General features: G+C 70.3%; 21 protein-coding genes, 1 tRNA gene and 1 pseudogene. 11 read left to right on the top strand and 12 right to left on the bottom strand.

Going from position 1 to position 22,003, the window contains the following annotated elements; all coding sequences use genetic code 11:
• Positions 1–161: 161 nt before the first annotated feature.
• Positions 162–830 (bottom strand): hypothetical protein, encoded by a 669-nt coding sequence (locus JHW41_RS19705; RefSeq protein WP_250444860.1) that lies wholly within the window; start codon positions 828–830, stop codon positions 162–164.
• 148 nt (positions 831–978) lie between these two features.
• Positions 979–1,359 (bottom strand): VOC family protein, encoded by a 381-nt coding sequence (locus tag JHW41_RS19710; RefSeq protein ID WP_250444862.1) that lies wholly within the window; start codon positions 1,357–1,359, stop codon positions 979–981.
• Positions 1,360–1,483: 124 nt separating this feature from the next.
• On the opposite strand from JHW41_RS19710, the gene JHW41_RS19715 reads away from it, so the two are divergent.
• Positions 1,484–2,419 carry a hypothetical protein gene (locus JHW41_RS19715; RefSeq protein ID WP_250444864.1) on the top strand — a complete coding sequence of 312 codons (936 nt, stop codon included), beginning with the start codon at positions 1,484–1,486 and terminating at the stop codon, positions 2,417–2,419.
• 12 nt (positions 2,420–2,431) lie between these two features.
• Here the strand turns inward: JHW41_RS19715 and JHW41_RS19720 are convergent, their stop codons facing one another.
• The 4 genes from JHW41_RS19720 to JHW41_RS19735 form a co-directional block, all read right to left on the bottom strand.
• Positions 2,432–2,791: a bleomycin resistance protein gene (locus tag JHW41_RS19720; RefSeq protein ID WP_250444866.1), complete on the bottom strand. Its 360-nt coding sequence runs from the start codon at positions 2,789–2,791 to the stop codon at positions 2,432–2,434.
• Positions 2,792–2,907: 116 nt separating this feature from the next.
• Positions 2,908–3,309 carry a hypothetical protein gene (locus JHW41_RS19725; protein WP_250444868.1) on the bottom strand — a complete coding sequence of 134 codons (402 nt, stop codon included), beginning with the start codon at positions 3,307–3,309 and terminating at the stop codon, positions 2,908–2,910.
• 342 nt (positions 3,310–3,651) lie between these two features.
• A tRNA-Gly gene (locus JHW41_RS19730) sits at positions 3,652–3,725 on the bottom strand.
• Positions 3,726–3,994: 269 nt separating this feature from the next.
• Positions 3,995–5,788 (bottom strand): autotransporter outer membrane beta-barrel domain-containing protein, encoded by a 1,794-nt coding sequence (locus JHW41_RS19735; RefSeq protein ID WP_250451138.1) that lies wholly within the window; start codon positions 5,786–5,788, stop codon positions 3,995–3,997.
• Between the two features lie 516 nt (positions 5,789–6,304).
• On the opposite strand from JHW41_RS19735, the gene thiS reads away from it, so the two are divergent.
• The gene (gene thiS, locus JHW41_RS19740) at positions 6,305–6,505 is read left to right on the top strand and encodes a sulfur carrier protein ThiS (RefSeq protein WP_057949975.1); all 201 of its coding nucleotides are present in this window, start codon (positions 6,305–6,307) and stop codon (positions 6,503–6,505) included.
• A 344-nt stretch (positions 6,506–6,849) separates the two neighbouring features.
• Here thiS and JHW41_RS19745 read toward each other — a convergent pair whose 3' ends face one another.
• From JHW41_RS19745 to JHW41_RS27470, 4 genes are all read right to left on the bottom strand, one after another.
• Positions 6,850–8,415: a CehA/McbA family metallohydrolase gene (locus JHW41_RS19745; RefSeq protein ID WP_250444870.1), complete on the bottom strand. Its 1,566-nt coding sequence runs from the start codon at positions 8,413–8,415 to the stop codon at positions 6,850–6,852.
• Positions 8,416–8,794: 379 nt separating this feature from the next.
• Complete coding sequence (locus JHW41_RS19750) at positions 8,795–10,021, bottom strand: phosphatidylinositol-specific phospholipase C1-like protein (protein WP_250444873.1); 1,227 nt, start codon at positions 10,019–10,021, stop codon at positions 8,795–8,797.
• Between the two features lie 56 nt (positions 10,022–10,077).
• Complete coding sequence (locus tag JHW41_RS19755) at positions 10,078–12,690, bottom strand: TonB-dependent receptor (protein ID WP_250444875.1); 2,613 nt, start codon at positions 12,688–12,690, stop codon at positions 10,078–10,080.
• 102 nt (positions 12,691–12,792) lie between these two features.
• A complete protein-coding gene (locus JHW41_RS27470) occupies positions 12,793–12,912 on the bottom strand; it encodes a DUF6053 domain-containing protein (protein ID WP_428995403.1) in 120 nt (39 codons plus the stop codon).
• On the opposite strand from JHW41_RS27470, the pseudogene JHW41_RS27475 reads away from it, so the two are divergent.
• The 4 genes and pseudogenes from JHW41_RS27475 to JHW41_RS19770 form a co-directional block, all read left to right on the top strand.
• Positions 12,872–12,958, top strand: a pseudogene (locus JHW41_RS27475) (DUF6053 domain-containing protein); the annotation flags it as partial. The gene JHW41_RS27470 and the pseudogene JHW41_RS27475 overlap by 41 nt on opposite strands.
• A gap of 66 nt (positions 12,959–13,024) precedes the next feature.
• Positions 13,025–13,819, top strand: a complete 795-nt coding sequence (locus tag JHW41_RS19760; RefSeq protein ID WP_074864452.1) for a thiazole synthase — start codon at positions 13,025–13,027, stop codon at positions 13,817–13,819.
• Complete coding sequence (gene trmB / locus JHW41_RS19765) at positions 13,819–14,589, top strand: tRNA (guanosine(46)-N7)-methyltransferase TrmB (RefSeq protein WP_057946458.1); 771 nt, start codon at positions 13,819–13,821, stop codon at positions 14,587–14,589. The genes JHW41_RS19760 and trmB overlap by 1 nt, the downstream gene beginning before the upstream one ends.
• A gap of 49 nt (positions 14,590–14,638) precedes the next feature.
• Positions 14,639–16,486 (top strand): SLC13 family permease, encoded by a 1,848-nt coding sequence (locus JHW41_RS19770; RefSeq protein ID WP_057946457.1) that lies wholly within the window; start codon positions 14,639–14,641, stop codon positions 16,484–16,486.
• 243 nt (positions 16,487–16,729) lie between these two features.
• Here the strand turns inward: JHW41_RS19770 and JHW41_RS19775 are convergent, their stop codons facing one another.
• Complete coding sequence (locus tag JHW41_RS19775; protein WP_231784017.1) at positions 16,730–17,047, bottom strand: Rieske (2Fe-2S) protein; 318 nt, start codon at positions 17,045–17,047, stop codon at positions 16,730–16,732.
• Between the two features lie 120 nt (positions 17,048–17,167).
• Between JHW41_RS19775 and JHW41_RS19780 the strand changes: the two genes are divergently transcribed.
• The 4 genes from JHW41_RS19780 (at position 17,168) to JHW41_RS19795 (ending at position 20,545) form a co-directional block, all read left to right on the top strand.
• Complete coding sequence (locus tag JHW41_RS19780; RefSeq protein ID WP_250444877.1) at positions 17,168–17,500, top strand: hypothetical protein; 333 nt, start codon at positions 17,168–17,170, stop codon at positions 17,498–17,500.
• 4 nt (positions 17,501–17,504) lie between these two features.
• Positions 17,505–18,233, top strand: coding sequence for a fumarylacetoacetate hydrolase family protein (locus tag JHW41_RS19785; RefSeq protein WP_250444879.1), 729 nt, complete (start codon positions 17,505–17,507; stop codon positions 18,231–18,233).
• Between the two features lie 74 nt (positions 18,234–18,307).
• On the top strand, positions 18,308–18,715 hold the full coding sequence (gene mscL / locus JHW41_RS19790) for a large-conductance mechanosensitive channel protein MscL (protein WP_250444881.1): 408 nt from the start codon (positions 18,308–18,310) through the stop codon (positions 18,713–18,715).
• A 426-nt stretch (positions 18,716–19,141) separates the two neighbouring features.
• On the top strand, positions 19,142–20,545 hold the full coding sequence (locus JHW41_RS19795; RefSeq protein ID WP_057946452.1) for a M20/M25/M40 family metallo-hydrolase: 1,404 nt from the start codon (positions 19,142–19,144) through the stop codon (positions 20,543–20,545).
• Positions 20,546–21,591: 1,046 nt separating this feature from the next.
• On the opposite strand, the gene JHW41_RS27480 is transcribed toward JHW41_RS19795, so the two are convergent.
• Positions 21,592–21,684, bottom strand: a complete 93-nt coding sequence (locus JHW41_RS27480; protein ID WP_428995583.1) for a hypothetical protein — start codon at positions 21,682–21,684, stop codon at positions 21,592–21,594.
• On the opposite strand from JHW41_RS27480, the gene JHW41_RS27485 reads away from it, so the two are divergent.
• A complete protein-coding gene (locus JHW41_RS27485; RefSeq protein WP_428995584.1) occupies positions 21,662–21,712 on the top strand; it encodes a DUF6053 domain-containing protein in 51 nt (16 codons plus the stop codon). The two genes, JHW41_RS27480 and JHW41_RS27485, sit on opposite strands and share 23 nt — an antisense overlap.
• Positions 21,713–22,003 lie beyond the last annotated feature (291 nt).

The raw sequence follows: 22,003 nt of genomic DNA on the forward strand, positions 1-22,003 counted from the left end.
CGTTGCGGCGTCGGGCGGGAATGATTTTTTTACATCGGCCGGCACGCTCCGCGATGGCCGCGGCGTCGCCCCAAGCTGACCGATTCAGCCACGCCGACGTCCCCGCCGCGTCCTGCGCGATCGAATCCGCGAGCGCCGGCCCGCACGCGCCGGCCGCCGGATCAGTTGCGGCAGTTGCGCCGTTCCTCTTCCACTTCCTGCGCTACCGCCTCGGCGCCGAGCACGGCCAGGTCGCGGATGTTCTTGCGCGTCTCCGCGCAGTCCGACGGACCGCCGCCGCCGAACAGCAAACCGATCTGTCCGACCGTCGACGCGATCGAACGCGGCGGGCGCATGCGGAAACGCTGCGCGCCCTGCCCCGGCAAGTCCGGCGCGCGGCGGGCGAAGGGCTTGGCCGGCGGCGACGGTGGCGCGTCCCACGGCGCGCGCGTGGCCGTGGCGGCGGGCGCGACCGGCACTGGCGGCGCGGGACCGATCGCCACCGCGGTCAGGCCGGCGTCGGTCGTGGGATCGGCGGCGTCGGCCGGTATGCGCGCAGGCGTCGCGCGATGGCGCGACGCGGGCTGCGCACGCGCAGGCGGGTTCGCCGGTGGCGCCGCCGCTGGTTCGCGCGGCGCGGGCTCGGCGGGCGGCGACAACCACACCAGCGTCAACGCTTGCGCGTCGACCGCGGCGCCGCGCGGCATCAGCGCCTTGCCGGCCAGCCAGAACAGCGCGGCGTGGAACGCCACCACCGCCGTCCAGGCCAGCACCGATTCGCCGCGCGAGACGTCGCGCGCCGCGCCTGCGCGCACCGCCGGCGCCACCGGCGTCGATTGCTCAGCCTGCATCCCTCTGCCATCCCTGCGAGTCGTGCGAACCGCGCGAGTGTGCGCACAAGCGCGGGCCGTCGCGAGTGCCCGGCGACGCCCTCGGTTGCTTGGCGTTCAAGCAGCGCGCGCCGCCGAACGGCGCCGGCTCGCCGCTGCCGCGCCGGCCTCAGCCGGCCGCCGCGAGCGGCAGGTTGTGGCCGATCCGCCACAGCACGCCGGACGGATCGGTCAGGACGAAATCGCGCAGGCCCCAGGGCCGGTCCTGCGGCGGCTCCAGGCGCACGCCGAAGCGCTCCACCACGTCGGCGGCGAGCGCGCGCGCATGCCAGTCGTCGGCGTTCTCCACCAGCAGGTGCATCATGAAGTTGCCGGCGTGCTCGGGCACATAGAAACGCTGCAGCAGGAAGCTGGTGTTGCCGTGGCGCACATAGGCCAGGTCGTCCGACGACCACGGCAGCTCGAAGCCCAATGCCAGATAGAACGCCTTGGCGCGCTCGAAATCGCGCGCGGGGACGAAGGCCTTGATCTCGACGACGGTGAGGTTCATGCGCGATGTCCTGCTGGAGTCGACCGCGAGAATGGGCCGGCGCGGCGCCGCGATCAACCGCGCCGCCGCTATCATCCGCGGGCCGCCGGCGCGAACCGGCCCACACCCCGCTGCGGACGATGCCATGACCACCGCCACCGACCTCACCGCGCTGCTGCTCGACGCGCTCGGCCAGCGCATCGACGACCCCGCCGCCGCGCGCCTGGCGCAGGCGATGGGCGTCAAGCCGTTCAAGAACGCCACGCCGAACAACAGCGCGCATATCGGCAACCGCAAACTCGGCCTTGAAGTGGCCGCCACCGCGCGGATCGTCAACCGCGCCTTTTTCCCGCCGCGCAAGGACGGCCGCCGCTGGGTGTCGTGGGTGTCGCACGCCTTCCTCTACCCGAACTACCGCGGCGCGCTGCCGCCGGGATTCGACTGGTCGCTCGACGACGCCGCGCTGGGCGCGCGTTTCCGCCGCCGCGTCGAAGGCGGCCTGGAGGAAGTGCGCTACGCCCTGCCGCCGCCGCGCGAAGGGCTGGAAGCGAAGGCGACCCTGGACGAAGGCCGCGACCGCCCGCGTCATCTGCTGATCCGCGTGGCCGAAGAATCCGACTACGCCACGATCCATCCCGGCAGCGATCCCGCGCATTCGGTCGAAGACGGCTTCTTCGCCGCCTGGTGCGCGCTCAACGACGTGCTGCGCGACGACCGCCTCGACGCCGACGCCCTCGCCGCGCTGCGCGAACGCCGGACCACCCCGCTCGCGTTCCTGTCCGGTCCGCTCGGCGGCCTGCTGTGGCAGGGCGACGTGCGCCCGCGCCACGCCCCGTTCTGCCACGCCTACGCCAAGCGCCTGATGGCGCCGGACGCGGCCTGCGCCCTGTACGACGCGCGCGATCTGTTCGGCGACGCCAACTACTGGCGCAAGCCCGACGAAGCGATGACCGAAGACAATTGGGAAAACTTCGACCGCATCGCGCCGCGCTATTCGCAGCGCCTGGCGCAGTGGCGGCGCGGCGAGATCCGCTCGATGGTGGACCGGCCGCAATCCGACGACGACGCGGATCGGGACTGAGCCGCCGCCGCGCTAGTCCGCGTCGGTGGCGAAGCGCAAACGGTTGCCGTCCGGATCGGTCACCGACATCTCGCGACTGCCCCACGGCGTGTCGTGCGGCGCTTCGGTCGGCGTCACCCCGTTGGCGCGGAAGCGGCGATGGCACTCGTCCACGTCCGGCACCATCAGATACACCGCGCCGCCGACTTCGCAATCGTCGCGGTGCTCGGTCAGGAACAGCGTCTGGCCCTCGCGGGTGATCTGCAGGAACAGCGGGAACCCCGGCTCGAACTGGTGCTGCCAATCCACGCGGAAGCCCAGTCCGCCGACATAGAACGGCAGGCTGCGCCCGGCGCTGAGGATGCGCAGTTGCGGAATGACGGTCTGGCGCATGCGGACGCTCCTGAGGGATGAGGCGATCGTGGCGGGCTACGGCCGCAGTGTCTCACTCTGGCAGGCGCGATGCCGCCGCCCCAGGGTTCGTGGCCGATTGCCGCCTCGTCGCCCCGTCAGCCCGCCGGGCCTTCCGCCTTGACGTAGACCTCCTGCCAAAGCTCGACCCGTCCCGACCCGTCGAACTTCAACAGCAGCATCGCCTCGAAGCGATCTACCGACCCGTCGAGCCGGTCGACCCGGGCGCTCATGACCAGGACCGCGGACGCCTCGTTCGCCACCGTGTCGTGCACTTGGTAATCGATGGCCGCGATCGTGCGCCGGAACCCGTCGAGGAATTCCTTGTAAGCGCGCCGATCCGCCTCATAAACGCGCCCGTTGGCCTTGACCACGAGCCGATCCGCGAACCGCTCGCCGACCGCGGCCTCGCTCAAGTCGCTGTCGTGGGTCAGATGCGCGCGGTTCCAGTCCAGGAGACCGAGCGCCCATGCTGCGTTCGCATCCGTTTTCGATTGCATGTGTCGTCCTGAGCGATCCGATCCGGGCCTCATCATAGTGGCCGGGCAGGCAGCCGACGCGCAGCGGACTTGGCCGATTGCGGCGACATCGCTCCATGGCGACCCTGCCGCGTCGAGTCCGGGTCGCGCGCCTCGACGACGTTGCGCGTACCGCGCCGCCACCAGCGCCTGGATGTGCCGATACGGCTTGCGGATCATCTCGAAGGCCTCGTTGCCGTCGCAGCGGACCACGCCAGAAAAGCCGCTGCCGCGCCCGGAGGCGAGTCGTCGAAGAATGTGCGTAAACGCTGGAATGCGCTTCCTGATCGGTCCGGCGCGTTGCGCGCCAGGGAAGCGAGAAGATGGAGCGGGTGATGGGAATCGAACCCACGCTAGCAGCTTGGGAAGCTGCAGTTCTACCATTGAACTACACCCGCGTCGGGTCGAAGTCTATGACGCGGCGGCGCGGGTGGCAAATCGGGACGGAGGGGCCGTCCTGTTCTGGTCGAAAGGCGTCGGGCCTGAAGGCCCTCCCACAAGCGCAGCCGAAGCGTCGATAGCGCTTGTGCGAGGGCCTTCAAGCCCGACGCTTTCGGCTCAGGCCGCCGCGATCCCTACAAAAAGAAACCGGACCTCGCGGCCCGGTTTCTTGTTACTCGCTCCGAGATCGAGCGCGGGCGGCCTCGGCAGCCGCCCGCGCCGAGCATCAGAACCCGCCGCCGATTTGCGCGAACACGGTCGTGTTGTTGCCGCCGTCCTGGTGGACGGTGGCGCTGGCGCCGAGGTTGGCGTCCAGGCCGAACAGCTTGGTGCGCACGCCGAACAGGAGGGTGCCGTAGTCCTGGTCGAATTCGCGGTTCTTGACCGAGTACCAGCCGGTGCCCGGCAGGCTCTGCAGGCGCGCGTGGGCGTCCTTGGGCGCGTCTTCGAACTCGCGGTCCAGGGTCAGGCGGGCGTAGGGGCGGAACTTCTCGCTGTGGGTGTAGTTGACCTGGTAACCGACGCTGCCGATCAGCGAGTCGTAGCTCTGGTCGGGGTAGGCCAGCGAGGTCGACAGGGTCGGGTCGCTTTCGGCGAATCCGTCGATGTCGATGCGCTGGGCGACCACGCCGAGCACCGGGCCGTGACGCAGGGCCTCGCCGAACTCGTAGCCGGCGTTGATCGCGGCGGTGACGTTCTTGCCGTCGGTCGAGCCGTGGTGGGTGCGGGTGGCGATGCCGAGGTTGGCCTTGCGGTCGATGTCCAGATCCAGCTTGGTGTAGCTCAGCTGGCCGTTGACCCAGGCGCGCTCGCCGTACCAGCCGATGAAGCCGCCGATGCTGGCTTCCTTCTGCTCGAAGTCGCCGTTGCGCAGGCCGAAGTCCTGCTTCTGCTGGCCGTAGCCGAGGAAGCCGCCGAACACCAGGTTGCCGCGGGCCCAGTCGATGCCGCCGGTCAGCGCCGGGCCGGCGCCGTCGTAGACGTCGCCGTGGCCGTAGCGCTGGAAGTCGCCGCGCACGCTGCTCCACCAGCGCATGCCGTCGCCGTCGGGACGTTCGGCGTGGCTGGCGACCTGGTCGGCGCGGGCGCGGCCGGTCATCGCGGCCGAGTTCGGCAGGACGGCGACGAAGCGCGGGGCCTCCAGCACCGAGATCGCGTAGTCGGCCAGGATCTGGTGCGAGCGCGAGGACGGATGCACGCCATCGGCGAAGGCGTAGGAGTTCGGCGCATCCGGCGCGGCGTAGTTCAGCGGGCTGCAGGTGACCGAGGACGCGGTGATCTGCGGGTTGCAGCCGGTGCCGGTGACGTTGCTGATGCCGAACGGCGCGGGGTTGGTCACCACTTCGCGGATCAGGTTGTAGGTGTCCAGCGGGATGAAGCGCAGGCCGGCCGCGCTGAGCCCGCCGTAGAGCGCGTTGTTGTAGGTCGTGGCGAGCTGGCTGCCGGCCGCCATCTGCGCCGGGCCGCCGGCGCGGAACTGCGGGGTCGAGCCCAGGTCGGGGATGTTCGGCACCAGGATGTACTGGGCGCCGGCGTTGTTGAGGGCGGCGACCACGCCGACCTGCGCGGTCACGGCCGCGCCGATGGTGGCCTGCGCCGGCGCGCCGCCGGCGACCGCGAACAGGTCGTTGGCGCCGCCCCACACGGTGTACAGGGCGTTGGGATCGGCGCGGCCGCCGTTGGCGGCGAGGTACTTGGTGGTCTGGGTCGCCAGCGAATCGATCGGGCCGAGCGCGCCGCTGGTGTTGGTGCCGGTGCGCGCGCCGCCGACGGCGTAGTTGGTGCCGCCCTGGTTGTCGCTGGCGGCGTTGGTGCCGTAGTAATCGGCCAGCCATTCCGACCAGACCAGGCCCGGGTTGGTGGTGAAGCGGCCGATCAGCGCGCCGTTGGGGCCGACCGCCTGGATCAGCGCCGGGCGGAAGTGGCCGGAGTCGGTGAGGCTGTCGCCGATGAAGACGGTCTGCGAATAGGGGCCGCCGGCGAAGGCCGGGGCGGCGGCCAGCGCCAGGGCGGCGGCCAGCGCGGTACGAGCGGTTTTCATCAATGCACTTCCTTGCTTCTTATGGGGCTTGCGGTGGCGGCGCCCGCGGCCCGGAAACGGGCGGCGCGAGCGCCGGACAGGCGTGCTTCCGACGGTAGGCGCTGCGCATACGGCAGCGCATGGCGGCGGATGGCGCGAATCGAAACACGGTCACGGCGAGGCTGGCAAGGCGCAGCGCGGCAAAGCCGCGGGCGCGCGGCCGGCTCCCGGCGGCGGATTATGCGCCCGCCGGCGCGGATGCACCGGGGCCGGAGGTCACGGCGCGGGAACGCAGCGTGGGCGGCGGCGCGGAATGGCGGCGGCCGGGCCGACGGCCGGGCCGGCCCGTGTTGCCGGGCTTGGCGGTTGCGGCGGCGGCGCGCCGCAACCGGGAACGCGCGGCGGCGGCGGATGCGGCGAATACAGGCGCGGCACGCGGCGACGGCGCGCGCAGCGGGCGATGTCGGCTCGGCCGCGCGGCTGGCCGCGCCACCCGGCAACGGCGACAATGCCGGCATGAATATTCTGCTCAATGGCGAAGCGCGCGCCCTGGTCGCGCCGGTCACCTTGCTCCAGTTGCTCGCGGCCGAAGGCCTGGGCGAGCGGCGGGTCGCGGTGGAGATCAACGGCGAGATCGTGCCGCGCGGGCGTCACGGCGAAACGGTGCTGGCCGAGGGCGACAAGGTCGAGATCGTGCACGCGCTGGGCGGGGGCTGAGCGCTGGGGCCGATGGCGGCGTAGTTGGGTTCGCTACCTCTAGGAGCGGCGCGAGCCGGGACTGCGGGGCGCGGGCGATGGAACTTTCGCCGTGAATGCGGTGGCGCGGTCGCGGCTTGCGCCGCTCCTACAGGGGCTGCGGGCGGGATCGTCGTTAGTGGCGGTTACGTGGTGGAAAATCCGATGTGGATTCCAGCTTTCAGCGGAACGACGGTAAGACAGTGCGCGGCTCTCGCGGCCGTCTCGACGAGTACGCTTGCTCAGCGCCCCCTCGCACCGTCATTCCGGCGAAAGCCGGAATCCATGTTGCTCTTGCTCTCGCCCTCCCCTCCGAATCCGCAAGCTCAAGGGCGCTGCGCGCTCCAGTTGAAATAGACCGGATTCCCCATCAGCGCCAACCGCCCCTGCGCATCGCGCACGTCGATGCGCAGCCAATGGCGGCGGCCGTCGCTGGGCCAGTCGAACTCGAACGATTGTTGCGCCGCGCTCACCTGCGGCCGCGCGATCAACGCCGCCTTGGCGCCGTCCAGCGTCGCCTCGACCCGGCCGCCGGCGAGGTTGCGCACCTGCACGCGCAGACGCGCGCGCTGGACCGCGGGCACGACCAGTTCGCCGCCCATCGCGGCTTCGTTCGCGCCGTGCCGGGCCCGCAGTTCCAGCAGGCGGTCGCGGCTGCCGAAGGCGTCCACGAACACGTTGCCGGCGCGCAGGCCGTCGAGGATGCCGGCCTCGGACAGTTCGCGCGCGTGCACCACCGTGGTCGGCCGGCCGATGCGGCTGGCGCCGAAGGGTTCCTCGGCCGCGGTCGGCGCGTCGTGGTTGTCGCTGCCGCCGACGCCGGTGAGGCGGTGGCCGGCATCGAGACCGCGCTGCCAGAACGCGATGCCCGAGCCCGGCGTGTCGGCGTCGCCGCCGTTGATCGCCTCGACCATGCTCACCAGATCCAGGTCGGCGGCCGGTCGCGGGGTCCAGCCGCAGCCCATGCAGCGCTCGTCGGAGGGCCGGATCGGGTGGTTGATCGACACCGGCAAACCGCGCCGGCGCATCTGCGCCAGCACCGCGTTCCAGTCCGGCACCGCCGCGCTGCCGACGCGGAAGTCGACCGGCGCGCGCACGCCGAAAACGTTGGCGTGGCCCTGGAAGGTGGTGATCTCCATGCCGGGAATCAGCAGCAGGCGGTCGAAGTGCGGCTGCAGTTCGCGCAACGCCGGCAGGTGCGAGACGGTGTTGTGCTCGGTCACCGCGACGAAGTCCAGGCCGGCCGCGACGGCGGCCTGCACGCTGAGGAACAGCGGGCACGGCGCGCGCGCGCCGCTTTGGCCGGCGCAGTTGCCGTCGCTGTGGGCGCTGTGCATGTGCAGGTCGCCGCGGTACCAGCCCGCTTCGCCGCGCAACGGCGCCTTGCTCTCCCGTGGCACCGCATCCGGCGTTGCCGCAGAAGTGAGGCGGATGCGCGCGGTGTAAGCGGCGTTGCCGCCGGCGCGGATGTTGGGGATGCCGAGCAACAGCTTCCATTCGCCCGGCGTCAGCGCGCCGGGCGAGTAGGACGCGGTGGCGTCGCTGGCTGCGACGCTGAAGCGGCGCTTGTTGCCGCCGCTCCAGCCGCGAAAACCGTCGCGGCCGAGGAATTCGCCGGGACCGAGCAGGCCGAGGTCGATGGTGGTTTTGTCGCTGCGGTCGTAGTCGAACTCGACTTCGATGCGGGCGGTGCCGGCCGGGACCTGGAACGGGAGTTCGCGGTAGGTTTGGTTGTCGGCGCCGATGATGCGGCCTTGCAGGATCAGGTCGGTGGAGTCGGTGGATTTGGGCTCAGCGCGCGTCGGGGTATCGCGAGCTTCGACGGGTTGGGCGAATGCGGGCTCTGCGATCAGTGCGGCCAGCAGTGCGACTGCCGCGAAGCTTCGAATCACGGGCTGCGAGAGACGGCGCTCGACCCCACTTGTCCCACGCGTCTTCCGACCGTCATTCCCGCGAATGCGGGAATCCAGAAATTTCAGAGTCATGCCGCGATGAAGCCCTGGATTCCCGCTTTCGCGGGAATGACGGCTGAGACAACGCGGGTGAATCGGCAGGTCGGCGCTCATTGGCAACTCGCTGGCAAGCATCGGCAACTCGGTAAAACTTCGGTGGCGCAGTCGCCCGAGCGCACAGTCACGCAGGCGGTGGCGCAGTTGCGCAGTTGCGCAGTTGCGCGGGTGCGCGGGTGCGCGGGTGCGCGGGTGCGCGGGCGGCAGGCTAGTCGCTAGCACAGCCGACGAAAATGCATCGGTAACCCGCCCTACCCGCCCCTCAGTCATGCTTCTCCGGCGCCTCGACCGCGCGCCGGTCGCAACGGCTTTCCGCCCGCACCGGATTGCACCGCACCACCTCGCTGCGCGGAAACGTCACCCGATAGCGGCTGAAACGCAGATCGGGCTTGGGATAGTCGGTGGAGATGTACTGCGCGCCGCTGGCGAACGCGGCCTCGCGCCGGCGCGGATCGTTGCGGCGCGCTTCGGCGGTATCGGCGTCGGCGCGGGTGCGCACCAGGAAACCGGCGCGCACCGCCGCGCGGATGCGCTCGCCGTCGGCGACCGGATCGTTGATCGTCAGATAGGCCGCGTCCGCCGAGGTTTCGTCGCCGTTGACGAACATCGCCCGCCCCTGCAGCGAACGCCGCGCGCCGCGGTACAGCGCGACCTTGCGCGGTTCCTCGTCGAGCGCGAACAGGACCTTGCCGCGCGCGGCGCCGAGCTTCGGCCAGCCGCCGGCGAGCACCGCCTCGCGCAGGGTCGCGGCGCGGCCGCGCACGTCGTCGGGCGTAATCAGCTCGTCGGCCGCGAACACCGCGCGCACTTCGGCGTCGAGCGCGTCGAAGGCCTTGGCGTCGAACGCCAGCGGCGCGGCCGCGCCGGGCCCGCCCTTGCCGTCCTTGGCGTTGATCAGGATCAGGATCGGCGCGTGCTGCGGGTGCTGGCGCGACCAGGCGCGGATCTGCCGCAGGCATTCGACGAAGACCATGCACTGGCTGCGGAAGTCGATGTCGGCCAGGTGCATGACCTTGAACCCCGGCCGCGCCATCTGCGCGGCCACGCCCGACAGCCACGGCCCGGCCTCGCCGTAGCCCTGGCGCAAGGCGCCGGGCGGATGCGCGTAACGGCCGCCTTGCGGGTCGTAGTAGACGTCCAGCTCCAACTGGCGCATGCCCAGTTCGAGCTGCTCGTGCAGCGGCGCGTGGACGTAGTCGAGCGAATCCGCGCCGGCGGCGTCGCGGGCGCGGTGCGCGGCCAGTTCCTCGGCCGGGATCGCCAGCTTGTAGCTGTTATGGGTGCCGATGGCCTGGACGTCGGCGAGGCCGAGGTTATGGTCGATCCAGGCCTCGGCACAGTCCGGCCCGGCCTGCGCGGCATCGGCGGCGTCGAGCTTGCAGGCCGGATCGACCGGCCGCGGCGCGGCCGGTTCGTCGTGCGCGCGCGCCGTTCCCGCCAGCGCGCAGCACAGTCCCAACGCCAACATCGGCAATGCCCAAGCCTTCATGTCCGCTCTCCGCATCGAAACCGGCAACGATACGCGCACCGCCCGACCGCCGCCGCTCAGAACCGGTACATCAGCGCCGCGCGGTAGCCGCGCCCCAGCAACGGCCGGGCGATGAAGGTGTTGTTGCCGGCGTCGGCGCTCTGCAGCTCGCCGGCGCGCGGGTTGCCTTCGGTCAGGCCCAGCGAATTGGTCAGGTTGTCGGCGTACAGGTACAGGCTCAGCCCCGGCGCGAACTCGTAGCGCGCGCTGGCGTTGATCACGTAGTACGACGGCAGCTTCACCGAGTTGGCGGTGTCGACGAAGCGCTCGCCTTCGTGCTCGTACGACAGCTGCAGGCGCAGGCGCTCGTCGAGCAGGTTGAGGCCCGGCACCACGCGGAAGCTGTTCTTGGGCACGCGGATCAGCTGGTTGTCGACGAAGTCGCGCAACACCGGCGCGCCGTTGACCAGTTCGGTGTAGCGCAGGCCCTTGTACTTCGGGTCCTGGATCGTTGCGGTCGCCTGCAGGTCGAACCAGCGCACCGGGGTCCAGAAGCCTTCCAGCTCCAGGCCGGTGGTCTTGGTGTCGGCGAAACCCTGCTGCACGGTCGAGGCGCCGCTGCCCAGGTCGAACACGTAATTGCTGAAACCGACGTTGTCGTACTTGGTGTAGAACAAGGTCGCGAACAGGTCGAACTGCTCGTTGCTGAACTTGTAGCCGATCTCGCCCAGGTCCATGGTCTGGGTGACCGGGCGGCCGTTGGGATCGTTGGCGCAGGCGGCGAGCTTGGCCAGGTCGCAGTTGGAGTACTTGGTGATGTAGCTCGACAGGCTCGGCAGGCGGAACGCCGGGGTCCAGCGCGCGAACACGCCCTGGTGCGGATCGAACTGCCAGTTGGCGCCGACGGTCCAGCCGATCTTGTCGAATTTCTGGTCGTAGCTTACGAAGCTGCCCGAGCCGGTGAGTATCTGCGAAGTCGCCGGGGTGCCGAGGTTGACCTGCTTGCGCACTTCGGTCCAACCCTCGACCTTGACCTGCTCCCAACGCACGCCGGCGTCGATGCGCAGCTTGTCGTTGACCTGCCATTCGTCGGACAGGTACAGCGCCTGGGTGGTGGAGCGGCCGCTGGCGTTTTCCCACTCGTAGCCGTAGCGGTACACGCCCTTGTCGGTCAGCGTGCGCAACGGCCGGCCGGCGGCGTCCACCGCGACCAGGTCGAGCAGGCGCGCATTGTCGCGCACATCGGTCAGCACATTGGACGAATAACGATCGAAGTCCTGGTCGAAGCGGGCGTAGTAGTAACCGAGCGTGACATCGTGGCTCTGCCCGCCGAAATCGAAGCGGCGCATCAGGCGGGTGTCGCTGATCAATTCGTCGACCGGCATGGTCACGCCGCGCAGGCCGGAGATCGTCATCAGCCCGTTGCCGTTCTGGCTGGATGCGAACGCTTGTTCCGGCGCATCCACGTAGCGCAACTGCGCGCCGACCGCGCCGGGCACCGAGGCGATCAGCTTCTTCACCGCCGAATCGGCGTAAAACTTGGCGTCGCTCTGCAGGGTCAGCGGGAACACGCCGTTGCGCTGGGTGCGGGTGCGGCTGTAGCGCAGCGACTGCGCCAGCTGGAAGCCGGCGCCGAGGTCGTAGTCGAACTTGGCCGTGTACTGGTCGCGCTTGACCTGGGTGCCGAGCGCGTTGTCGAAGTCGTACAGCGAACCGTCGCCCTGGATCATGCCTAGGCGCCGGGTCTGCGGCCCGGCCAGGGTGCCGTCGTGGGCGTCGAAGCCGGGCACGCCGCGGATCTTGCCGTCGGCGTAGCTGCGCATCGGGATGCCGAGGTACAGCGCGACTTTGTCGTCCACGCGCTTGTAGTCGAAGCTGAAGTTGCCGCGCTCGAACGCGCGCGACAGGTTGATGCGGTATTGGCCGCCGTCGTTGGCCGGATAGCCCGGGTCGCGCAGGCCGTCGTCGCTGCGCCAGAAGCCGCCCAGGCCCAGCTTCCAGCCGCCGCCGAGGGGCGTGCCGAAGAACAGGTCGTAGCGGGTCAGGCCGTAGTCGCCGACGGTGAGCTTGGCCACGCCTTCGGCGCTGTCGCCGACGCTGCGCGGGATGAAGTTGATCGCGCCGGCCGGGGCGTTGGAATAGAACACCGACGAGGGGCCGCCGCGCACCACTTCGACCCGCTCGACGGTCTCGTCGAGGCGGAAGGCCTGGTCGCCGTTGAGGTAGCCCAGGGCCGGATCGTGCTGCACCGGGATGCCGTCCTCGAGCAGGGTCACCGAGCCGAAGCCGTCGACCGGGATGCCGCGCGCGCGGATGTTGCCGCTGGCTTCGCCGCCGCTGGCCTCGACCCAGAAGCCCGGCACCGATTTCATCGCCTCGGTCACCGAGGTCGGCGCTTGCAGGCGCAGGCGCTCTTCCTCGATCGCGGTGATCGAGTAGCTGGTCTCGGCCTTGCTGCGCTGGCGGGTGCCGGAGCGGCCGGTGACGATGACTTTGTCGAGGTCCACCGCAGCGGCGGAGCCCTCGTCGTCCGAGGCCGATGCAGGCGTTGCGGCGTCGGCCCGCGCCGCGCCGGAAGCGCCCGAAGCCGCCTCCTGGGCCGAAACGGTGGCGGAAAACCCAGCGCAAACGAGGCTGGCGGCCAGGGCGAAGCGGATCGCCCGGGTGAGCTGGCGGGAACGAGAGGTCATGGCGGCGGACGGCGGATTCGGAAGGAAGGGATCGCTGCCGTCGGTTCCGTCCGAAGCCGTGCATGGCGCCCGGCAGCCGCGATGAATGCTGAACGCCAAGGCTTAAAGATTCGTGACACGGCGCGCGCAATTGCCGCCAGATCCGGTCAAGTCCGCTGCCGATGGAGCAGCTTCGGCCCTTGTGGGAGGGCCTTCAGGCCCGACGCTCTTGTTCCAGATCACCGCGATCGGACCGGAAAGCGTCGGGCCTGAAGGCCCTCCCACAGGGAGCCGTCGGGCCACAGCGGCCACCTCGACGCCCCACGGCCCGCCCCCCATCGGCCATAATTGCGCGATGACTGACACCGCCTTCTCCGATCCGCTGGTCATCGCCGGCAAGACCTACCGCTCGCGCCTGCTCACCGGCACCGGCAAGTTCAAGGACCTGACCGAAACCCGCCTGGCCACCGAGGCCGCGGCCGCCGAAATCGTCACCGTCGCGATCCGCCGCACCAACATTGGTCAGAACCCGGGCGAGCCGAACCTGCTCGACGTGTTGCCGCCGGACCGCTACACCCTGCTGCCCAACACCGCCGGCTGCTACACCGCCGACGACGCGGTGCGCACCTGCCGCCTGGCCCGCGAGCTGCTCGACGGCCACACCCTGGTCAAGCTGGAAGTGCTCGGCGACCAGCGCACCCTGTTCCCCGACGTGATCCAGACCCTCGCCGCGGCCGAAACCCTGGTCAAGGACGGTTTCGACGTCATGGTCTACACCTCCGACGACCCGATCCTGGCCAAGCGCCTGGAGGAAATCGGCTGCGTCGCGGTGATGCCGCTGGCCGCGCCGATCGGCTCGGGCCTGGGCGTGCAGAACAAGTACAACCTGCTGGAGATCGTCGAGAACGCCAAGGTGCCGATCATCGTCGACGCCGGCGTCGGCACCGCCTCCGATGCCGCCATCGCGATGGAGCTGGGCTGCGACGGCGTGCTGATGAACACCGCCATCGCCGGCGCCCGCGACCCGATCCTGATGGCGCACGCGATGAAGCTCGCGGTCGAAGCCGGCCGCGCCGCGTTCAAGGCCGGGCGGATTCCGCGCAAGCGCTACGCCAGCGCGTCGAGCCCGGTGGATGGGCTGATCGGCTGATGACCGACCCGTTCTCCAGCGACGGCCACAAGGCGCCGCCGAAGCCGTTCACGGTCGAGGAAGGCCGCCGCCAGGTGCGCAGCTTCGTGCTGCGCCAGGGCCGCTTCACCCCGGCCCAGCAGCGCGCCTTCGACGAATTGTGGCCGCGCTTCGGCATCGACTACGCCGGCTCGCCGCGCGATTACGACGCGATCTTCGGCCGCAGCGCCAAGCGCGTGCTTGAAATCGGTTTCGGCAACGGCGAGGCGCTGCGCTACGCCGCGCAGAACTACCGCGATCGCGACCTGATCGGCATCGAAGTGCACGCCCCGGGCGTGGGCCGGCTGCTCAACGCCCTGGCCGAGGACGGCAGCGATCATGTGAAGCTCTACCACCACGATGCGGTGGAAGTGCTCAACCACGAAGTCGCCGACGGCAGCCTCGACGAGGTGCGGATCTACTTCCCCGATCCGTGGCACAAGAAGCGCCACAACAAGCGCCGCCTGGTCCAGCCGGCGTTCGCCGAACTGCTGGTGCGCAAGCTCGCCGCGGACGGACGCTTGCACCTTGCCACCGATTGGCAGGACTATGCCGAACAGATGTGGGACGTCCTGGACGCGACCAGGGGGCTCGCCAACCGCGCAGGTCCGCGCGGCAGCGTGCCGCGACCGGAATGGCGCCCGCAGACGCACTTCGAGACCCGCGGCCAGAAACTCGGCCACGGCGTCTGGGACCTGCTGTACGACCGCGTGGCCGACGACAACGGCGGCGGCACGGCGCAGCAGGCGTAGCGCGGACAGGTTTTCCTAGCGACCCGACCGAGACCCCGACCGAACCGGCATGGACACCTCCCTCGCGCTCACCACCGACATGATGCTGGTGCTCGGGCTGGTGGTGTTCACGATGGCGATGTTCCTGTTCGAGCGCGTGCGCGCCGACGTGGTCGCCCTGGTCGTGCTGGTGCTGCTGGGCCTGTCGGGCCTGGTCGAGCCGGACGAGCTGTTCAACGGCTTCTCCGGCAACGCGGTCATCAGCATCATCGCCACCATGATCCTCGGCGCCGGCCTGGACCGCACCGGCGCGCTCAACCGCCTCGCCGGCTGGCTGCTGCGGCGCGCGCACGGGGTCGAGCAACGCCTGCTGCTGCTGACCACGGCGGTGGCCGGGCTCAATTCCTCATTCATGCAGAACCCCTCGGTGATGGCGCTGTACATGCCGGTCGCCGCGCGCCTGTCCTCGCGCACCGGCCTGTCGCTGCCGCGGCTGCTGCTGCCGATCGCCGCGGCCATCGTCATGGGCGGCGCGCTGACCATGGTCGGCAACTCGCCGCTGATCCTGCTCAACGACTTGCTGCTCAACGCCAACAGCAACCTGCCCTCGGGCGCGGCGACCATCGAGCCGCTGAAGATGTTCGCGCCGCTGCCGATCGGCATCGCGCTGCTGGCGGCCTCGCTGGCGTACTTCCATTTCTTCGGCGACAAGCTGCTCAAGGACGACAGCGACAAGGGCGCGACGCCGGCGCGCACGCAGAGCTATTTCGCCAAGGCCTACGGCATCGACGGCGACGTCTACGAACTCACCGTGACCGCCGACAGCCCGCTGGTCGGCATGTCGCTCGGCGAGGCCGAGACCCTGCGCGGCGCACCGCTGCTGCTGGCGCTGAAGAGCGACAACGACTCGCGCCTGGCGCCGCCGGCCGACACCCGCATCTGGGTCGGCAGCGTGCTCGGCGCGATGGGGCCCAAGCAGCAGGTCGCCGACTTCGCCCAGAACCATTTCCTGCGTTTGTCCTCGCGCCTGCGCAACTTCGCCGACTTGTTCAATCCCAGCCGCGCCGGCATCTCCGAGGCGGTGGTGCCGGCGACCTCTGCGTACATCGGCAAGACCGCGGGGGACTTGCACCTGCGCAAGCAGTCCGGCCTGAGCCTGCTGGCGATCAACCGCGACAAGACCGTGCTGCGCGACAACGTCCGCGCCGTGCCGATGCGCGCCGGCGACATGCTGGTGTTCCACAGCATCTGGACCGACCTGGCCAGCGCCGCGGCGAGCAAGGACCTGGTCGTGGTCACCGACTACCCCAAGGGCGAGCAGCGCCCGCACAAGCTCAAGATCGCGCTGGCGATCTTCGCCGTGGCGATGCTGCTGGCGCTGTCCTCGCGCCTGCCGGTGTCGATCGCGCTGATGACCGGCGTGGTCGGCATGCTGATCACCGGCGTGCTCAACATCGACGAGGCTTACTCGGCGATCAACTGGAAGACCGTGTTCCTGATGGCCTGCCTGATTCCGCTGGGCTGGGCGATGGATTCCAGCGGCGCGGCGGCGTGGATCGCCGGCCACAGCATCGAGCGGCTGCCCCACGGGACGCCGGTGTGGGTGCTGGAGATATTGGTCGGACTGCTGACGACCGCGTTTTCCCTGGTCATCAGCCACGTCGGCGCGACCATCGTGGTGGTGCCGCTCGCGGTCAACCTCGCGCTCGCGGCCGGCGGCAACCCGACCGCGTTCGCGCTGATCGTCGCGCTGTCGGCGTCGAACAACTTCATGACCGCGTCGAACCCGGTGATCTCGATGATCACCGGGCCGGCCGGCTACAGCGGCAAGGAACTGTGGAAGATCGGCGGGCCGCTGTCGTTGATCTATACCGTGGTGACGGTGTTGATGATCAACGTGCTGTTCTGGGGCAAATAAAACGACGCCATACCACGCCACACCCCGAAGCCCGGCCAACCGGATACCCCTCCCGCTCCCGCGCCCCCACCTGGGCCGCCTGTAGGAGCAGCGCAAGCCGCGACTGCGAAAATACACAGCTCGCGCAAGCACGAAGCGCCACCGCCAATACAGATCGGGCACTACGGCACGATCGCAAGCGTTCGCCGGCGATCAATTCCCGCAGTCGCGGCTCGCGCCGCTCCTACAGGTAGGCCAGGCGGCTTACGCCAGCCAGACTCCGCCGTCGCGCACATCGACCGCCACCGCGCGCAGCGCTTCGCCGCGGCACGGCCCGGCCACGCACTCGCCGCCGCCCAGCTCGAAGCTGGCGCCGTGCGCCGCGCACACCAGCAGCCCGTCCTTGCTCTTGAGAAATTGCCCGGGGGCCCAATCCAGTCTGCGTCCGGCGTGCGGGCAGATGTTGAGCCAGGCGCGCACGGCGTCGCCGTCGCGGTAGAGCAGCAACGATTCGGCATCGCCGTCGATCGTCGCTTCGACCTCGGCGAAACCGCCGTCGGCCAGGCGCTCCAGCTCGATCAAGGGCTGCGCGCCGGAGCCGTCGTCGCCGGATGCGTTTAACGAAGTTCTCACACCATCGTTCATGCCTGGAACGATACTCATCTGTCCGGCCCAGGCCGCATTGTCTCACGACGACCGAAAATGTTCGCCCAGACCTTCCGATTCGCCGATCAACGTTCGCAATGGAATGCGTTCCAGTCGCGCGTGCGCAGCGCTTTCGAGCCGCGCAAGCCGCGTCACCGCCTCCTGCGCTTCGTCCTCGGCGTGGTCGGGCTGGGCCTGCTGGCGCTGCTGGTGTTCTTCAGCGTCTTCGTCGGCGCGGCGATGATCGCGGTCGGACTGGCCTACAAGCTATGGCAGCGCCGTGGCAAACCGATGACGGCGCGGGCCAAGGGCCACGGCGACGTGGTCGAGGGCGAGTTCCGCGTGGTCGCGCCGCAGGCGCTGCCGCACGCCGCCGACCGGGCCCGCTGAGCGCATGAGCGACGTCGTCGCGGCCGCGCCGGCCACCCGCATCCCCGTCCGCGGCCAGGGCCTGGCCGCCGATGCCGCCTTCCCGGTCCACCGCGTCTACTGCGTCGGCCGCAACTTCGCCGACCACGCCCGCGAAATGGGCGCGGCGGTGCCGACCTCGGCCGCCGACCGTGGCCGCCCGACCTTCTTCCTCAAGCCCACCGACGCGCTGGCCACCGGCGAGGCCGTGCCCTACCCGCCCGGCACCACCGACCTGCACCACGAGGTCGAACTGGTGGTGGCGCTCGGCCGCGACGCGCCCGCCGGCGTGCTGGCGGTCGAGGACGCGCAGGCGCTGGTCTACGGCTACGCCGTCGGCCTCGACCTGACCCGCCGCGACCTGCAAGCGCAGGCCAAGGCCAAGGGCCTGCCGTGGGACACCGGCAAGTCGTTCGACCACGCCGCGCCGATCAGCGCGATCGTGCCGGCCGCCGACGTGGGCGAACTGGGCGCGCGCGCGCTGAGCCTGGAGGTCAACGGCGAGCTGCGCCAGCGCGGCACGCTCGACGACCTGGTCTGGAACGTCCCCGAAATCCTGCACGAACTCTCGCAGCTGTACGCGCTGCGCGCCGGCGACCTGATCTACATGGGCACGCCCGCCGGCGTCGCCGCGCTGCGGCCCGGCGACCGCTACCGCGCGGTGCTGGAGGGCGTGGCCGAACTGCACGGACACATCACCCCGCCCCGGCTATAGTCCGGCCCCGGCGCCGCCCGGATCGGCTGGCGCCGTCCACCGTCCTTCAGTCGTAACCTGGGAGAGAGCATGCGATGGGCATGATCAGCGAGTTCAAAGAGTTCATTGCGCGCGGCAACGTGGTCGACCTGGCGGTCGGTGTGGTCATCGGCGCGGCGTTCGGCAAGATCGTCACCGCCCTGGTCGACGGCATCGTGATGCCGGCCATCGGCTACATCACCGGCGGGGTCAGCGTCAGCGACTGGAAATACGTGCTCAAGCCCTCCCAGCTCGACGCGGCCGGCAAGGAAGTGGCCGCCGAAGTGGCGATCAAGTACGGCGCCTTCCTGCAGACCGCGATCGACTTCATCCTGATCGCGTTCGTGATCTTCATCGTCCTCAAGGCGTACAACAAGGTGCGCAAGCCGGCCGAGGCGGCGCCGGCGGCGACGCCGGAAGACGTGCTGCTGCTGCGCGAGATCCGCGATTCGCTGAAGAAGTAAGCGAGCCGCGCGTAGCCTTCGAAGGCCGCCACCTCGTGGCGGCCTTCTTCGTTTCCGGGCGCAGCCACGCATGGCCGACAAGACCGCCGCCACCGACGCCTGTTGGCGCGACTATCTCGGACGCGGCAACGGCGGCGCCGACGACTACGCCGTGTGCAGCTTCGGCGACGACCCGTGCGTCGCCGCCGCGCTGGCGGCGCCGAATCGGCAAATACGGCAAAACGATGGACGACCAAACGCGCGAACCGGCGCGGATCAAACCCCGCTGCGGCCAGCGACAAAAATCCCGCGCGTCCGGCGTGACTTTCCTCAGGTAGCGCGCCCGCCGCGGGTTGTTAAGCTCGGCGTTTCGCCTACGCCGCGCGACCTCCCGCGCGGCCGGCCAGCACGAGGAGATTGGGGATGCGCGCACCGCTGTGGGCAGCGATGGCTGCCGTGTTGTTCACGGGTTCGATCCTGGCCGGCGATGCCGCCGCCGCACAGCGCGAAACGCGCATTCCCCAGGCCGCGGTCGATGCCGCCGGCGAACTGCGCGAGCGCGCGCTGGCCAGCGACCTGGGCTTCAAGATCACCGAATCGCTGACCACCGAAGTCGGCCCGCGCCTGGCCGGCAGCGAGGCCGATGCGCGCGCGGTGGCGTGGGCGCAGGCCAAGTTCCGCGAGCTGGGCTTCGACAAGGTCTGGACCGAGCCGGTGACGTTCCCGAAATGGCAGCGCCGCAGCGAACATGCCGAAGTGCTCGGCGCCAGCGCCCAGCCGCTGCGCCTGACCGCGCTCGGCGGCAGCCCGGGCGGCACGGTCGAGGGCGAGGTCGTGCGCTTCGCCGACCTGGCCGCGCTGGAAGCGGCGCCGGCCGGCTCGCTGGCCGGCAAGATCGCCTTCGTCGACTACGTCATGCAGCGCGCCAAGGACGGCGCCGGCTACGGCCCGGGCGGCCGCGTGCGCGGCCGCGGCCCGTCGGCGGCGATCCGCGCCGGCGCGGCCGGCTTCCTGATGCGTTCGGCCGGCACCGACTCGCACCGCATGCCGCATACCGGCATCACCCGTTTCGACGAAGGCCTGACCCCGGTCCCGTCGGCGGCGCTGTCGGCGCCCGACGCCGACCAGCTCGCGCGCCTGACCGCGCGCGGCGCCACCCGCGTGCGCGTGGCCCTGGATTGCGGCTGGGACGGACAGGCCACCTCGTACAACGTCATCGGCGAGATCCGCGGCAAGGGCAAGCCCGACGAAGTGGTGATCATCGGCGGCCACCTGGATTCCTGGGACCAGGGCACCGGCGCGATCGACGACGCCGCCGGCGTCGGCCTGACCATGGCCGCGGCCAAGCTGATCGGCCAGAGCAAGCTGCGTCCGGCGCGCACCGTGCGGGTGATCGCCTTCGCCAACGAAGAGCAGGGCTTGTACGGCGGCAAGGCTTACGCGGACAAGCACGCGGCCGACGTGCGCAAGCATCAGATCGGCGCGGAGAGCGACTTCGGCGCCGGCCGCATCTATGCCTATTCCAGCTCGGCGCCGGACTACGCCCAGGCCGCCGACAAGCAGATCGCCGATGCGCTGGCGCCGCTGGGCATCGAGCACACGCCCGGCAAGGGCGGCCCGGGCCCGGACATCGGCCCGTTCGCGGCCAAGGGCCTGGCCTGGGCGCGGCTGGCGCAGGACGGCAGCGACTACTTCGATTACCACCACACGCCCGACGACACCCTCGACAAGATCGATCCCAAGGCGCTGGCGCAGAACGTCGCCGCGTACGCGGTGTTCGCCTACCTGGCGGCTTCGGCCGACGGCGACTTCGGCAGCGCGCCGAAGCAGGTGTCGCCGCCGGAGGAGTGAGCCCCGGCCGACGCCGGACGCTCCGCTTGCAGCAGCAGGAGCTGCAGGCCGATGCCTTGGCTCTTGTGCAAGAGCTCCCAGGCCAATGGCCTTGGCTCTCGTGGGAGGGCCTTCAGGCCCGATGCTCTCCGCTCAGATCGCCGCGACCTGAGCGGAGAGCATCGGGCCTGAAGGCCCTCCCACAAAAGCATCCAGCCCCCCACAAGCGCATCGCCTTCGCGGCCTCGCCGCGAAGCCATCGGCGCCGCGCGCCGGAACCGTAGCCGCCCTCACGCTTTGCCGCGCGCACCCTGCCCTGTCCGCGCGCCGCTTTGCGTTATTTCCGGAACAGCGCGCCGTCCGGCTCGCCCTTCCGGAGCCGCCCTTGCGATGACCGACGTCCGCGACGCCGCCGCCGAACCCACGCAGCGCCGCGACGACGGCCGGGCGCCCGGCGCCGACGCGGCCTCGCCGCAGCGCGCGTTGGCGGCGCTGCAGCGATCGCTGCGCGAGGCCACCGTGGCCCTGGGGGCGCGCGCGCTGGCGCAACAGGGCGAAGCGGCGTTGCGCGCCGACGCGGTCCTCGCCCATGGCCTGAGCCGGTTGAAAGCCCACCTGTCCGCGGCCGGCGACGGTCCGCACGCACCCGAGGCGACCATGAGCGAGAACACCGACACCGACGACACCGACGGCACCGCGGCGACGCCGAACGCCTCCGCGGGCGCGCACGCCGGAAGCAACGGCAGCGCCCCGCCGCCGGCCGGCGACGATGCCGATCCGTCCCAGCCCGAGCCGGAGGAACTGCTCGAACGCCTGCGCGCCGCGCTCGCCGGCGGCGAGCCGTATCGCTACGGCGGGATCAACCAGCAGATCGAATCGGCGCTCAAGCAATCCAACGAAGCCGTGCTCGGCGCGGCCGGCGAATTCGCCTACGGCCACCGCGCCGCCACCGACGCGTTCGCGTCCGGGCTGCGCAAGGTCTCCGACGCGCAGCACCGGCAGAACCTGCAGACCCTGCAGGCCGCCGCGCTGGCGGTCTGCCTGGACGCGATGCTCAAGCAGCCGGATCAGGCCGAGGAGTACGCCGGCCTGCTCGAAGCGATCAAGCACATCGTCTGAGCGGCGCATGCCGCTGTCGTGGGAGGGCCTTCAGGCCCGATGCTTTTGTTTCAGATCGCCGCGGACTGAGCGGAAAGCGTCGGGCCTGAAGGCCCTCCCACCAAGAAACTGCAGCGCCTGCACAGACGACGGCGCTGGCGGTCCGCTTGGAAGCGATGCTTAAGCAGCCGGATCCGGCCCAGGAATACATCGGCCTGCTCGAAGCGATCAACCGCGTCTTCTCAGCAGCGAGCGCCGCTGTCATGCAAGGGCATCTTCTAGTGGCGAGCGCCGCTGTTGTGGGAGGGCCTTCAGGCCCGACGCTTTTGTTCCAGATCGCCACGAATTGAGCGAAAAGCATCGGGCCTGAAGGCCCTCCCA

Origin of the sequence: Lysobacter enzymogenes, from assembly GCF_023617245.1 — a bacterium.
Lineage (GTDB): Bacteria > Pseudomonadota > Gammaproteobacteria > Xanthomonadales > Xanthomonadaceae > Lysobacter > Lysobacter yananisis.

Bases quoted from the DNA above. Each gene is read 5' to 3' on its own strand.
- JHW41_RS19755 (WP_250444875.1), bottom strand. From the start codon at position 12,690: ATGACCTCTCGTTCCCGCCAGCTCACCCGGGCGATCCGCTTCGCCCTG.
- JHW41_RS19725 (WP_250444868.1), bottom strand. From the start codon at position 3,309: ATGCAATCGAAAACGGATGCGAACGCAGCATGGGCGCTCGGTCTCCTG.
- JHW41_RS19795 (WP_057946452.1), top strand. From the start codon at position 19,142: ATGGCTGCCGTGTTGTTCACGGGTTCGATCCTGGCCGGCGATGCCGCC.
- JHW41_RS19710 (WP_250444862.1), bottom strand. From the start codon at position 1,359: ATGAACCTCACCGTCGTCGAGATCAAGGCCTTCGTCCCCGCGCGCGAT.
- JHW41_RS19715 (WP_250444864.1), top strand. From the start codon at position 1,484: ATGACCACCGCCACCGACCTCACCGCGCTGCTGCTCGACGCGCTCGGC.
- JHW41_RS19720 (WP_250444866.1), bottom strand. From the start codon at position 2,791: ATGCGCCAGACCGTCATTCCGCAACTGCGCATCCTCAGCGCCGGGCGC.
- JHW41_RS19780 (WP_250444877.1), top strand. From the start codon at position 17,168: ATGTTCGCCCAGACCTTCCGATTCGCCGATCAACGTTCGCAATGGAAT.
- JHW41_RS19770 (WP_057946457.1), top strand. From the start codon at position 14,639: ATGGACACCTCCCTCGCGCTCACCACCGACATGATGCTGGTGCTCGGG.
- JHW41_RS19785 (WP_250444879.1), top strand. From the start codon at position 17,505: ATGAGCGACGTCGTCGCGGCCGCGCCGGCCACCCGCATCCCCGTCCGC.
- JHW41_RS19750 (WP_250444873.1), bottom strand. From the start codon at position 10,021: ATGAAGGCTTGGGCATTGCCGATGTTGGCGTTGGGACTGTGCTGCGCG.
- mscL (WP_250444881.1), top strand. From the start codon at position 18,308: ATGGGCATGATCAGCGAGTTCAAAGAGTTCATTGCGCGCGGCAACGTG.
- JHW41_RS19705 (WP_250444860.1), bottom strand. From the start codon at position 830: ATGCAGGCTGAGCAATCGACGCCGGTGGCGCCGGCGGTGCGCGCAGGC.
- trmB (WP_057946458.1), top strand. From the start codon at position 13,819: ATGACCGACCCGTTCTCCAGCGACGGCCACAAGGCGCCGCCGAAGCCG.
- JHW41_RS19760 (WP_074864452.1), top strand. From the start codon at position 13,025: ATGACTGACACCGCCTTCTCCGATCCGCTGGTCATCGCCGGCAAGACC.
- thiS (WP_057949975.1), top strand. From the start codon at position 6,305: ATGAATATTCTGCTCAATGGCGAAGCGCGCGCCCTGGTCGCGCCGGTC.